This is a genomic window from Cellulomonas sp. PS-H5 (assembly GCF_019265565.1).
Classification (GTDB): Bacteria; Actinomycetota; Actinomycetes; order Actinomycetales; family Cellulomonadaceae; genus Cellulomonas.
In genome coordinates this window covers 45,404-57,657 of record NZ_JAHVCI010000004.1, presented here as the reverse complement: position 1 = coordinate 57,657, position 12,254 = coordinate 45,404, and the positions used below count along the sequence as shown (strand labels likewise).

Annotated in this window: 15 protein-coding genes; 8 read left to right on the top strand and 7 right to left on the bottom strand. The window is 75.6% G+C overall.

Annotation, left to right across the window (positions count from 1 at the left end; all coding sequences use genetic code 11):
• Positions 1 to 113 precede the first annotated feature (113 nt).
• The 3 genes from J5O08_RS03385 to J5O08_RS03375 form a co-directional block, all read right to left on the bottom strand.
• On the bottom strand, positions 114 to 593 hold the full coding sequence (locus J5O08_RS03385) for a DUF4395 domain-containing protein (RefSeq protein ID WP_218705431.1): 480 nt from the start codon (positions 591 to 593) through the stop codon (positions 114 to 116).
• A 71-nt stretch (positions 594 to 664) separates the two neighbouring features.
• Positions 665 to 1,105 (bottom strand): thioredoxin family protein, encoded by a 441-nt coding sequence (locus J5O08_RS03380; protein ID WP_218705429.1) that lies wholly within the window; start codon positions 1,103 to 1,105, stop codon positions 665 to 667.
• A gap of 49 nt (positions 1,106 to 1,154) precedes the next feature.
• Complete coding sequence (locus tag J5O08_RS03375; protein ID WP_255589220.1) at positions 1,155 to 1,922, bottom strand: hypothetical protein; 768 nt, start codon at positions 1,920 to 1,922, stop codon at positions 1,155 to 1,157.
• Between the two features lie 157 nt (positions 1,923 to 2,079).
• On the opposite strand from J5O08_RS03375, the gene J5O08_RS03370 reads away from it, so the two are divergent.
• The 4 genes from J5O08_RS03370 to J5O08_RS03355 all read left to right on the top strand — a co-directional run bounded on the left by J5O08_RS03370 (position 2,080) and on the right by J5O08_RS03355 (position 5,398).
• The gene (locus J5O08_RS03370) at positions 2,080 to 2,817 is read left to right on the top strand and encodes a response regulator transcription factor (protein ID WP_218705425.1); all 738 of its coding nucleotides are present in this window, start codon (positions 2,080 to 2,082) and stop codon (positions 2,815 to 2,817) included.
• A 69-nt stretch (positions 2,818 to 2,886) separates the two neighbouring features.
• The gene (locus J5O08_RS03365) at positions 2,887 to 3,102 is read left to right on the top strand and encodes a hypothetical protein (protein ID WP_218705424.1); all 216 of its coding nucleotides are present in this window, start codon (positions 2,887 to 2,889) and stop codon (positions 3,100 to 3,102) included.
• Positions 3,103 to 3,137: 35 nt separating this feature from the next.
• Positions 3,138 to 4,463, top strand: coding sequence for a Na+/H+ antiporter NhaA (nhaA, locus tag J5O08_RS03360; protein WP_308281304.1), 1,326 nt, complete (start codon positions 3,138 to 3,140; stop codon positions 4,461 to 4,463).
• 11 nt (positions 4,464 to 4,474) lie between these two features.
• Positions 4,475 to 5,398, top strand: coding sequence for an alpha/beta fold hydrolase (locus tag J5O08_RS03355; RefSeq protein ID WP_218705423.1), 924 nt, complete (start codon positions 4,475 to 4,477; stop codon positions 5,396 to 5,398).
• A gap of 67 nt (positions 5,399 to 5,465) precedes the next feature.
• Here the strand turns inward: J5O08_RS03355 and nth are convergent, their stop codons facing one another.
• Complete coding sequence (gene nth, locus J5O08_RS03350; protein WP_218705422.1) at positions 5,466 to 6,194, bottom strand: endonuclease III; 729 nt, start codon at positions 6,192 to 6,194, stop codon at positions 5,466 to 5,468.
• A 159-nt stretch (positions 6,195 to 6,353) separates the two neighbouring features.
• On the opposite strand from nth, the gene J5O08_RS03345 reads away from it, so the two are divergent.
• Positions 6,354 to 6,776, top strand: coding sequence for a hypothetical protein (locus J5O08_RS03345; RefSeq protein ID WP_168216927.1), 423 nt, complete (start codon positions 6,354 to 6,356; stop codon positions 6,774 to 6,776).
• Positions 6,777 to 6,869: 93 nt separating this feature from the next.
• Positions 6,870 to 7,505 carry a Crp/Fnr family transcriptional regulator gene (locus tag J5O08_RS03340; protein ID WP_203669331.1) on the top strand — a complete coding sequence of 212 codons (636 nt, stop codon included), beginning with the start codon at positions 6,870 to 6,872 and terminating at the stop codon, positions 7,503 to 7,505.
• 87 nt (positions 7,506 to 7,592) lie between these two features.
• On the opposite strand, the gene J5O08_RS03335 is transcribed toward J5O08_RS03340, so the two are convergent.
• The 3 genes from J5O08_RS03335 to J5O08_RS03325 are packed head-to-tail and all read right to left on the bottom strand — an operon-like array spanning position 7,593 to position 8,569.
• Positions 7,593 to 8,075: a RidA family protein gene (locus J5O08_RS03335; RefSeq protein WP_218705421.1), complete on the bottom strand. Its 483-nt coding sequence runs from the start codon at positions 8,073 to 8,075 to the stop codon at positions 7,593 to 7,595.
• Positions 8,072 to 8,233: a DUF4177 domain-containing protein gene (locus tag J5O08_RS03330; protein ID WP_146837291.1), complete on the bottom strand. Its 162-nt coding sequence runs from the start codon at positions 8,231 to 8,233 to the stop codon at positions 8,072 to 8,074. The genes J5O08_RS03335 and J5O08_RS03330 overlap by 4 nt, the downstream gene beginning before the upstream one ends.
• A gap of 33 nt (positions 8,234 to 8,266) precedes the next feature.
• Positions 8,267 to 8,569, bottom strand: a complete 303-nt coding sequence (locus J5O08_RS03325; protein ID WP_217615062.1) for a WhiB family transcriptional regulator — start codon at positions 8,567 to 8,569, stop codon at positions 8,267 to 8,269.
• Between the two features lie 249 nt (positions 8,570 to 8,818).
• Here J5O08_RS03325 and J5O08_RS03320 point away from each other — a divergent pair, with 249 nt between their 5' ends.
• Positions 8,819 to 11,251: a transglycosylase domain-containing protein gene (locus J5O08_RS03320; protein WP_218705420.1), complete on the top strand. Its 2,433-nt coding sequence runs from the start codon at positions 8,819 to 8,821 to the stop codon at positions 11,249 to 11,251.
• Positions 11,248 to 12,225, top strand: a complete 978-nt coding sequence (locus tag J5O08_RS03315; protein WP_218705419.1) for a metallophosphoesterase — start codon at positions 11,248 to 11,250, stop codon at positions 12,223 to 12,225. Before J5O08_RS03320 ends, J5O08_RS03315 begins: the two co-directional genes overlap by 4 nt.
• Positions 12,226 to 12,254 lie beyond the last annotated feature (29 nt).

Here is a 12,254-nt window from a genome sequence, read left to right as displayed (position 1 = left end):
GGAGAACCACCCGATGGTGAGCGTCGCGGCGACGAGCAGACCGATGAACACGATCTCGAGTGCGTGCATCTGCCGATCCTAACGACGACGAGGCCCCGTGCCTTCCCGACGCCTCAGGACCGGGCGTGCCGCACCCGGACGCCGAGCAGGAAGAGCTCGCAGCCGAGGCACAGGCCGAACGCCGCGTTCAGCACCGCAGCCACGAGCGCCAGCGCCGCCGCGACGACCACCGCGCCCGGGACGCCGAGCAGCGCGAGCAGGAAGCCCGCCCCGGTGATGACCAGGCCGACCAGCTGCGCGAATTGCGGCGGGCGCGGGTCCTCGAGCTCGGCGGGCGGGGCGAGCCGGGGGCGCACGAGGCCCCGGTAGACCAGCCCCTGGACGGACCCCTGGGCCCCGCGGACCGCGCCGACGGCGAACAGCGCGGCGACGACGGCCAGCGCGACCGTCGCGGCGGCGCCGGGGAGCAGCAGGACGACCACGAGCAGGACCGCGGTCAGGGCGGCGCCGACGCGCGGGCCGCGGGGGTCGATCCCGGCGGGTGCGGCGGCGGGGGCGGAGGCGGGCTGCGGCGTGCGGGGGGACGCGGGCACGGGGGTCTCCAGGGGGTGCGGCGGGTGGGGTGGTCGGGCCCGGGCCGGGCGGGCGCCGGGCGGGGCGCCCGTCAGGCGGCGGTCGGACAGCGGTCGAGCGCGCCGAGCGCCTCGACGGCCTGCTCCCGGGTCGTCGCGCCGGACAGCCGCCCGCGGACGGCACCGGCGCCGTCCAGCACCAGCACCGTGGGGGTGCGCAGCACGTCGAACCGCCGGACCAGGTCCAGGCGGTCCTCGGCGCGGACCTCGACGTGCGCGAGCCCGGCCCGCTCCCCGGCGAGGGCGCCCAGCACGGCGGCGGTGCTGCGGCAGGGCGCGCACGCCTCGGAGGACAGCTGCAGGAACGTCGCGGCGAACCCGAGCGGCGCGCCCAGGTCGGCGGCGGTCAGCCGGTCGGCGACCCCCGCACCACCGCCGGCCGCCACGAAGCGCCCGTTCCGCGAGCGCCACAGCAGACCGACGACGACGGCGGCCCCGAGCACGCCGAGGACCAGCAGGACGCGCAGCCCCATGCCCACCCCCGGGTCGCGGCGCGGGTGCGCCCGGCGGGCGGCCCGGTCGTCAGCCGACGAGCACGCGGCCGACGACGTAGACCAGGATGCCGGTGACGGCGACGGGCAGCACAGCGACCGCCCACCCCGCGAGACGATGTTCCAGGGCGGGCAGCCGGTCGAACAGGGCGTCGCCCGCGGCGACCAGCACGCCGATCGCCGCGCCGAGCAGCGCCCCCGACAGCAGCCCGACGACGGGCAGCGCGGCACCCGCGACCAGCCCGCCCGCGACGGCGGCGCCGAGCGTCGCGCCGGCGCCCGCCCAGCCGCGCAGGGGCAGCGCCGTGACGGCCGACGCGACGGCGAGGGCGACCGCACCGGTCACCACGACCGCGTCGCCCGCCGCGGTGCGCTCGGCCGCGAGCCAGCCGGCCGCGCACACGGGCACCAGCGCGCCGGCGACGGTCCCGGCGACCGACTCGACCAGCCGCTCGCGCCCGTCCCGCCGCGCGAGCTCCGCCACGAACGCGGCGAGCACCGCGCCGGCGAACACCGCGGGCACGTCGCCCAGCAGCGGCTCGGTCGTCGTGACGTGCACGACCACGACGGCCGCGACCCCCGCGAGCCCGATCACGACCCCGCTCCCGACGCGCGCGGGCAGCCCGGCGACACGGGGCCAGCCGACCGCGAGGACGCCGGAGAGGACGATGAGGAGGGCGGCGAGGACGACGCCGTCCCGGCCGGCGAGCGAGACGCCCCCGAGGACACCGGCGACGGCGACGAGCGTCGCCAGGACGGCCGTGGTCACGGCGCGGTTCGAGGCGGGCACGGGCGCCATCCTCGCATCCCGGGGCCCCGCACCCGGCATCGGGCCGGTCGCGGCCGCCCGCGGGGTGCGCCCCGCTTGTACCACCGCCATGTGTCGCGCACGCACGCCTCGACGTGACATCCGAGGGGTACCGTGTCCCCAATTCGGACGGGAGGAGGGCCGCTGCGTGGCCGACCTGCTGCTGCTCACCCCCGCATCGGGGGGTTCGTCCCAGGTGCTGCCCGCGCTCGGGCTGCTGTCCCACCGGGTCCGCGTGCTGCCCGTGGAGCCCTCGGCCCTCGTGGACGCGCCCGACGCCGACATCGTCGTGCTGGACGCGCGCCGCGACCTGGTGACCGCGCGCACCACGTGCCGCCTGCTGCGCGCGACCGGTCTCACGGTGCCGCTCGTGCTGGTCCTGACCGAAGGCGGCCTCACCGTCGTCACGGCCGAGTGGGGCGCCGACGACATCGTGCTGGAGAACGCGACGCCCGCCGAGGTCGAGACCCGGTTCCGGCTCGTCATCGAGCGCGCCGCCCGGTCGTCCTACGACGACCAGCCGCAGGAGATCTCCTCGGGCGAGCTCATGATCGACGCCGGCGGGTACACCGCCCGGCTGCGCGGCCGCCCGCTGGACCTCACCTACAAGGAGTTCGAGCTCCTCAAGTACCTGGTGCAGCACCCGGGCCGCGTGTTCACCCGCGCCCAGCTGCTCCAGGAGGTCTGGGGCTACGACTACTACGGGGGCACCCGCACGGTCGACGTCCACGTGCGTCGGCTGCGCGCCAAGCTCGGGCCCGAGCACGAGCAGCTCATCGGCACCGTGCGGAACGTCGGCTACCGGTTCGACCCGCCGAAGGACCGCCGCGCGGCCGACGGCGGTACCGCCGCGACGTCGCCCGCCGAGGTCGCCGCCGACGCCTGACGAGCGCCCACCACCTACGGAGGGGCAGGGTCGTCGGTCGCGGTCGCCGTGCGCCGCCACGATGGCGGGATGACCCCGCTGACCTGGGTGCTGTCCGGCCTGTCCGCCGTCGTGCTCGTCGGCGCGCTCGCGCGCCTCCTGCACCGCACGCGCCCCGGCCGCGCAGCCCGGGGGCTGCTCGTCGTGACCACCGACCCCGCGACCGCCACCCGCGCGGTCGAGGGGCTCGCCCGCGAGGTCGAGGCCGCCGCGGACGAGCTCGACGCCGGACCCGGCTCGCCCTGACGCCGGACGACGTCGCCGGTACGCTCGTCCGCGGTGTGCCGGGAAGTCTGGTCGGCGTCCACCTCGTCGACCCCACGGAGAGCCGCACCGTGACCCCCGCCCCGCCCCCCACCGAGGACTCCGGCTCGCGCCTGTTCGGCGCGCTGACCCCCGGCGGACTGGCGAACCTGCTCGACACCCTCCGCGCCGAGCGCACCGGCGGCGTCCTGCTGCTCGTGGGCGCCGTGGTCGCCCTGCTCTGGGCCAACTCGCCCTGGTCGGCGGCGTACACCACGATCTCCGACACCGTGGTCGGCCCGGCCGCGCTGCACCTCGACCTCAGCCTCGCGTCGTGGGCGACCGACGGTCTGCTCGCGATCTTCTTCTTCGTGGTCGGCGTCGAGCTCAAGCGGGAGATCGTCGACGGGGAGCTCCGGCGCGTGCGCACCGCGGTCGTGCCCGTCGTCGCCGCGGTGGGCGGGATGGCCGCCCCCGCGCTGCTCTACCTGCTCGTCAACGCGACCGCCGCGGACGGCGCGACCCGCGGCTGGGCGGTGCCGACCGCGACCGACATCGCGTTCGCCGTCGCGGTGCTCTCGGTGGTCGGCCGCAGCCTTCCCGCGTCGCTGCGCGCCTTCCTACTGACGCTCGCCGTGGTCGACGACCTGCTCGGCATCGTCATCATCGCCGTGGTCTACACCGACGGGCTGCACCTGGTCTGGCTCGCCGCGTCGCTCGTGGCGGTGGCGGCGTTCGCCCTGCTGGTCCGGGTCCGCCGCCCGGGCGTCGCCGGGCACGCCGCCCTCGTGGTGCTGGCGGTGACCGCGTGGGCGCTCATGCACGCGTCCGGGGTGCACGCGACCATCGCCGGGGTGCTGCTCGGCCTCACCGCGCCGGCGCTGGCCCGCCCGGGTGAGTCGTCGAGCGTCGCGGAGCGGCTCGAGCACCGCTGGCGCCCCGTGTCGGCGGGGTTCGCGGTGCCGGTGTTCGCGCTGTTCGCGGCCGGCGTGCCGCTGTCCGGCGGGGCGCTCGCCGACGCCGTCCGGGACCCGGTCGCCCAGGGCGTCGCGCTCGGGCTCGTGGTCGGCAAGCCGCTGGGCATCCTGGCGGCGACGTGGCTGGTCGCGCGGTTCACCCGCGCCACCCTCGCCCCCGACCTGCACTGGCGGGACGTGGGGGCCGTCGGGCTGCTCGCCGGCATCGGGTTCACCGTCTCGCTGCTCATCGGCGAGCTCGCCTTCGGGGCCGGCAGCGCCCACGACGAGCACCTCAAGGTCGCGATCCTGCTGGCGTCGACGACGGCCGCGGTCCTCGGCGGGGCGGCCCTCGCGGCGCGCGACCGGGCGCACCGGTCCCGCCGGACGGGGGCCGGGACGCGGTAGGTTCGGCGTCGATGACCGTCGACTCCGCCGCCCTCCTGCTCGACGGCCCGTGGCGGCACCACTTCGTCCCCGCGAACGGCTCCCGGTTCCACGTGGCCGTCGCCGGCCCGGACGACCGGGACGCCCCGCTGGTGGTGCTGCTGCACGGGCTGCCCGAGCTGTGGTGGGCGTGGCGCCACCAGCTGCCCGCCCTCGCCGAGGACGGGCACCGGGTCGTCGCGATGGACCTGCGCGGCACCGGCGGCTCCGACAAGCCGCCGAGCGGCTACGACGTGCCGACCCTGACCCGGGACGTCGCCGGCGTGGTCCGGTCCCTCGGCTGCGACCGCGCGGTCGTCGTCGGGCACGGCGTCGGCGGCGGCGACGTGGCCTGGGCCATGCCCGCCTACCACCCGGGACTCACCCGCGGCGTGGCGGTGCTGTCCTCCCCGCACCCGCTGACCCGCCGGGCGGACCCCCGCTCGGGCCTCCGCGCCCGGGCCGCGCAGCGGATGGCCGAGATCCAGGTCCCGTACCTGCCCGAGCGCGCGATGACCCGCGGCGACCTCGTCGCGCGGCTGCTGCGCGAGTGGGGCGGCCCGCGCTGGCCCGACCCCGCGGCGCTCGCGCTGTACCGCCGGGCGGCGCACGTCCCGTTCGCGGCGCACTCCGCGCTGGAGCAGGTCCGCTGGCTGTACCGCTCCGGCGTCCGTGCCGACGGGCGCCGGCACGCGGTCGCGCTGCGGGACGCGGCGCCGGTGCCGACGCTGCAGGTGCACGGCGGGTCGGACGGCTGCTACACGGTGTCCCGGGCGATGGCCGACGGGTCCGTGGCCCGCCGGCTCGGGCCGCACTACCGGTTCGAGATGCTCTCCGGCGCGGGCCACTACCTGCCCGAGGAGGAGCCCGACCGCGTCACCGCCCTGCTCCGCGACTGGCTCCGCGAGCTGCCCTGACCTCCATCCCGGCCCGGTTCCGCCGAGCGGGCAGACGATGTCCCCTCGCACCGCGGGGTGGGGACGTCTACTGCCCGCTCGACGGGACGGGGGGCGCCGCGACCCGGACCAGGGCCGACGGGCAGTCGCCCGTGATCGGGCAGGTGGCGCAGTCCGGCTTGCGGGCGTGGCAGGTGCGGCGGCCGTGGAAGATCAGCCGGTGGCTCAGCAGCGTCCACTCCGGCCGCGGGATCAGCGCCGCGATGTCCTGCTCGACCTTGACCGGGTCCTCCTCGGTCGTCCAGCCGAGCCGCCGGGCGAGCCGGCCCACGTGGGTGTCGACGGTGATGCCGGGCACGCCGAACGCGTCGCCCAGGACCACGTTCGCCGTCTTGCGGCCGACGCCCGGCAGCGTCACCAGGTCCTCGAGCCGGGGCGGCACCTCGCCGTCGAACCGCTCCACCAGGGCGCGCCCGAGGCCCTGCAGCGAGCGCGCCTTGGCCCGGAAGAACCCGGTCGGCCGGATCAGCTCCTCCAGCTCGGCGGGGTCCGCGCCCGCGTAGGCGGCGGCGTCGGGGTAGCGCGCGAACAGCGCCGGCGTCACCTGGTTGACCCGCACGTCGGTGGTCTGCGCGGACAGCACCGTCGCGACCAGCAGCTCCAGCGGCGACCGGAAGTCGAGCTCGCACCGGGCGTCGGGCCAGCGCACCGCCAGCGCGCGGTTGACCCGGCGCGCGCGACGGACCAGGGCGACCGGCGGCCGGTCCGCCGCGGACCCCGGGGCGGTCGCCGCCGCGGGGCGCCGGGCGGGACTCATGCGGCCAGCGTAGGTCCCCCGGGGGACAACGGTTGCTCTGGGCGAGTGACCGGGACTTGATCACATGACCAACTTCTCAAGTCGGGCACCCCGGGCGTCGAAAGACGGGGGGACGCGACCTGTGGCCGTACGGGTCGTCCGAGAGAGTGGGCGGACCGCATGACCCTGGCCGGCACGGCTGACCAGCTCGTCGAGCTGCGCCGGCAGCGCGGTGCGCTGCGCCTCGAGCACCAGCACGTCGTCCGCTGGCGGCGTCTGGTGCGCGACCGCCTCGAGCTCGCCGTGGCCGCCGCCGCCCCGCCCGAGGCGCCGGGCGCCTGCCCGGACGTGCGCAGCGTCCTGGGGGACGCCGCCGTCGACGTGCCGCCCGCCGCCGAGCTCGCGGCCGCCGTCCGGGGCGCGCTGCCGATCGCCGAGGTGCACGAGCTGCCGCGGCTCCGTGACCTGGACCTGCGCCTCGCCCGCTACGAGATGCGGCTCGAGGACGCGCTGAGCCGCCTGACCGACCGGTACATCGACCGGCTCGCCCGCGACGTCACCGAGGGAGGCGTCGACGCGCTCCGCCGTCCTGCCGGCGCGTGATGAGGCACACTGAGGGGCGTCACATCCCGGCAAGAAGGTGAGGTCCCTCCCGTGGAGGACGACGTCGTGCTCACGGCGCCCCTGTTCCAGAACATGGACCCCGAGGCGTCCCGGACGCTGCTCGCGTCGATGGCGCCCGTGCACGTCGCCCGCGGCGAGGTGCTGTTCCACGAGGGCGAGCCGGGCGACCGGCTCTACGTGATCCGCTCCGGCAAGATCAAGCTCGGCCGCCGGTCCTCCGACGGCCGCGAGAACCTGCTCGCCGTGCTCGGCCCCGGCGAGATGTTCGGCGAGCTCTCGCTGTTCGACCCGGGCCCCCGCACCGCCACGGCCACCGGCCTCGCCGACGCCGTGGTGCTCGAGCTCGGCCACCACGACCTCATCCCGTGGCTCGAGCAGAACCCCACCGTCGCCAAGCACCTGCTCGGCGCGCTCGGCCGCCGGCTGCGCCGCACCAACGACGCCCTGGCCGACCTGGTGTTCTCCGACGTCCCCGGCCGCGTGGCCAAGGCGCTGCTCGACCTGTCGCACCGGTTCGGCCAGCAGACCGACGAGGGCGTCCGGGTCGCGCACGACCTCACGCAGGAGGAGCTCGCGCAGCTCGTCGGCGCCAGCCGCGAGACCGTGAACAAGGCGCTCGCCGACTTCGCCGCCCGCGGCTGGGTCCGGCGCGAGGGCCGCGCGATCGTGCTCCTCGACGTCGACCGGCTGGAGCGCCGCGCCCGCTGAGCCGGCGCACCCGCGCGCACCGACGACGACGGCCCGGCCGCAGCCCCTCAGGGGCGCGGCCGGGCCGTCTCGCGTCGGCGGCGGGGCTCAGGCCTCGGGCGCGAGCTCCACGACGATCTCGACCTCGACCGGCGAGTCGAGGGGCAGCACGGCGACGCCGACCGCAGAGCGGGCGTGCACGCCCGCCTCGCCGAACACCTCGTGCAGCAGCGTGCTGGCGCCGTTGATCACGCCGGGCTGGCCGGTGAACGCCGGGTCGCTCGACACGAAGCCGACGACCTTGACGACCCGGACCACCCGGTCCAGGTCCCCGACCAGCGAGGCGACGGCCGCGACGGCGTTCAGCGCCGCGGTGCGGGCCAGGTCCTGCGCGGTCTCCGGCGACACCTGGCCGGGGCCGGTGCCCACCTTGCCGGTGACGGGGAGCTCGCCCGCCACGAACGGCAGCTGGCCCGACGTGTACACGTACGCGCCGGTCTGCACCGCGGGGACGTAGGCGGCGACGGGCGCGGCGACCTGGGGCAGCTCGATGCCGAGCTCCGCCAGCCGCGCGACGACGGCGCCGGTCACTTCTCGCCCGTCGGGCGCTTGAGGTAGGCGACGAGCCCGGTCTCGGACTGCAGGACCTGGACGAGCTCCCAGCCGTCCTGACCCCACTGGTCGAGGATCGCCTTGGTCGCGTGGACGATGAGGGGGACGGTCGCGTACTCCCACGTGGTGGTGGCCATGGCGCCACCCTAGCCGTGCCCCGCGGGCGCCGGTCAGGCCCCGGCCGCCTGCTCCACCGGCTCGGTGCCGAGCAGCTCGTCGTACCAGGACTCCACCTCGGGCCGCCGGCGCCGCAGCGCGCGCCGCTCCCGCTCGGTCATCCCGCCCCACACGCCGAAGTCGGCGCGCGAGTCGAGGGCGTCGGCCAGGCACAGCAGCCTGACGGAGCACCCCGCGCACACGGCCCGGGCATCGCGCTGCGCGGCGCCCTCCACGAACAGCGCGTCGGGCGCCACTCCCCCGGCGCCGCACTTCGCGTTCGCCGTCCAGTGCCCGTCGGGCCCCGCGATCGTCATCGAGCCATCCCTACTGTCCCCTGCGAACGGGACAGCACCGCCCGCGGACCGTCGTACGCGACGCCCCGGAGCGGCAGTCCCCCCTGCTGCGCCCGACCGTATCGGGTCGATTCGTCCCGTCGCATCCTCCGTTCGGGTTGTTCGACCCGGTCGGCCAGCGGCGGCGTGCGTGTGCAGGTACGGTGCAGGTCCCCCCGGGCCCTGTGGACGACCGGCGGCCGCACGGGGTGCTCCCGTACCCTGGCGGGCATGGCTCCCTCCCCCTCGCCGCGCGGGCGGCAGGTCACCGTCGTGCAGGCGCTGGCGCTGCTGCTCGCCTTCGTGCTGACCGCGGGCGTCGGCGGTCTGCTGACCGCCGGGCTCGTGCTGCCGACCGTCGCCGTAGCGAACACGGCGACCGACCTGAGCGTCGAGGCGTTCGAGGACCTCCCGTCCGAGCTCGAGACCCGGCCGCTGTCCGAGAAGTCGGTGATGCTGGCCAACGACGGCACGACCGTGCTGGCCGAGTTCTTCTCGGAGAACCGGATCGTCGTGCCGCTGGACCAGGTGTCCGTGCAGATGCAGAACGCCGTCGTCGCGACCGAGGACAAGCGGTTCTACCAGCACGGCGGCATCGACCCCGCCGGCATGGCGCGCGCGCTGGTCAAGAACCAGGTCAGCGACTCCACGCAGGGCGCCTCCACGCTGACCCAGCAGTACGTGAAGAACGTGCTCATCGAGACGGCGGTCCGCGACGGCGACCTCGCCGCCGCCGAGGCGGCCCGGGAGGCCGACGGCACCGAGGGCTACGCGCGCAAGCTGCGCGAGGCCAAGCTCGCCATCGCGCTCGAGAAGACGATGACGAAGGACCAGATCCTCGAGAACTACCTCAACATCGCGCAGTTCGGGGTCGCGACGTACGGCGTGGAGTCCGCCGCGCTGCGCTACTTCAGCAAGCACGCGGTGGACCTCACCTACCTCGAGGCCGCGACGATCGCCGGCATCACCCAGAGCCCGACGGCGTTCGACCCGGTGCGGAACCCCGAGGAGTCGCAGCAGCGTCGGAACATCGTGCTCCGGCTGATGAACGAGCAGGGCTACATCACGCAGGAGGAGTACGACGCCGGCATCGCGGCGCCGATCGCCGACACCCTGCACGTGAGCGAGGCCCAGAGCGGCTGCATGGCGGCCGGCGACGTGGTGCAGGGCTCCGGCTACTTCTGCGACTACGTCACGCACGTCATCCGGAACGACCCGGCGTTCGGCGAGACCGCCGAGGAGCGCGAGGAGACGCTGTACCGCGGCGGCCTCACGATCACCACCACGCTCGACCCGCGGCTCCAGACGCTGGCCGACACCCAGGTCAAGGCGACGGTCCCGGTCGACGACCCCAACGGGGTCGGGTCGGCCATGTCGGTGGTGGAGCCGGGGACCGGCCAGATCAAGGCGATGGCGCAGAACCGGAACTTCAACAACACGGCCGACGCGACGGGGCGCGACTCGTCGGTCAACTACAACACCTCGTACTCCTACGGCGGGTCCGGCGGCTTCATGCCCGGCTCGACGTTCAAGCCGTTCACCCTGCTCGAGTGGCTCAAGACCGGCCACAACCTCAACGAGAGCGTCAACGGCACCGAGCGCACGCTCAACACGAACCAGTTCACGGCGTGCGGGTCCCGCTACCCGAGCCAGACCTGGAAGGTCGGCAACGCCGAGGGCGGCTCCGGCAACATGTCGGTGATGCAGGCGACGCAGCAGTCCGTGAACCTCGCGTACCTGTCGATGGCGATGCAGCTGGACCTCTGCAACATCATGGAGGGGGCCAAGCAGCTCGGGGTCACCAGCTCGAACGCCGGTGCCGAGGGCCAGGCCATCGAGGCGAAGCCGTCCAACGTGCTCGGCTCGGGCGTCACCAGCCCGCTGGCGCTCGCCGGCGCGTACGCGGCGTTCGCCTCGGGCGGCGTGTACTGCACGCCGATCGCGATCACCAACGTGAAGAACGCCGACGGCGAGGACATCCCGATCCCCGACGCCGGCTGCCACCAGGCCATCGACCCGAACGTCGCCGCCGGCATGAACGAGGCGATGAGCAACGTCTGGAACGGCACCGGCAAGTCGATCGGGCGGCCGTCTTTCTACACGGCCTCCGGCAAGACCGGCACCACGACCCGCAACGAGCACACCTGGTTCGCGGGTTACACGCCGCGCCTGGCGTCGATCGTGTGGGTCGGCTACCCGGACCGCAACGAGCAGATGAAGAACATCACCATCAACGGCAGGTTCGCTCGGTTCGCGTACGGCGCGACCTACGCGGGCGTCACGTGGAAGAACTTCATGGACGAGGCGCTGAACGACGGCCAGCCCAATCCGGGGTTCACGGCTCCGAGCAGCGACCTCCGGTACGGCCAGGCCATCCCGATCCCCTCGGTCGTGGGCCAGGACCAGAACACGGCGATCGCCACCCTGCAGAACGCCGGGTTCTCCGCGAGCGTCGGCGGGACGACCGCCTCGGACATCACGCCGGGGTCGGTCGTCAGCCAGAGCCCGTCCGGCAGCGCGCCGGCGGGCAGCTCGATCACCCTGACGCTGTCCAGCGGCCCGGGCGCACCGGCCGGCGACGGCGGCGGCGGTGGCGGGAACCCCGGTGGCGGTGGCGGTGGCGGCAACAACGGCGGCGGTGGCGGCAACGGCGGGAACGGATGACCCACCCCGTCGCCCGTGCCCTGGGCGGGACCGCGCTCGCCGGCGCCGCAGCGGTCGCGTGGGGCACGCTCGTCGAGTCCCGCTGGTACGCCCTGCGCGAGGTCACCGTCCCGGTGCTCCCGCACGGCCAGGACCCGCTCCGCGTCCTGCACCTGTCCGACCTGCACCTGACCCCCGGCCAGCACCGCAAGGTCGACTGGGTCCGCGACCTCGCGTCGCTCCGTCCCGACCTCGTGGTGGACACCGGCGACAACTGGGCGCACGTCGAGGCGATGCCCGCGCTGCTGCACGCGCTGGAGCCGCACCTGGGCACCCCCGGGGCGTTCGTGTGGGGGTCGAACGACTTCTTCGCCCCGTCGCCCAAGAACCCGGCCCGGTACCTGCTCCCCGACGCCCGCACGACGCCGCCCCGCCCGCCCGTGGAGCTGCCCTGGCGCGAGCTCGGCAACCGGTTCCGGTCCGCCGGCTGGGTGGACCTGACCAACCGCCGCGACGAGGTGAAGGCCGGCGGCCGGCGGATCTCGCTCGTCGGCACCGACGACGCGCACCTGGACCGCGACCGGTTCCCCGCCGCCGGCGGCCCGGACGACGTCCGCCCGGCCCCCGTGGTCGACGACGCGGGCGTGGCCCGTGCGGCGCACGGCGACGTGGACCTGCACCTCGGCGTCACGCACGCGCCCTACCGCCGCGTCCTGGACGCGATGCACGCCGACGGCGCGGACCTCGTGCTCGCCGGGCACACCCACGGCGGCCAGCTCGCGGTGCCCGGCTACGGCGCGCTCGTCACGAACTGCGACCTCCCCCGCGACCGGGCCAAGGGCCTGCACGGCTGGCCGGGCCTGCGGCCCGACGCCCGCGGTGGCGCGGACTCCACCTGGCTGCACGTGTGCGCCGGCCTGGGCACGTCGCCGTACGCCCCGGTGCGGTTCGCGTGCCGGCCCGAGGCCACGCTGCTGACGCTCGTCGCGGCCTGAGACGCGACGCTCCTCACACTTCGACCTCC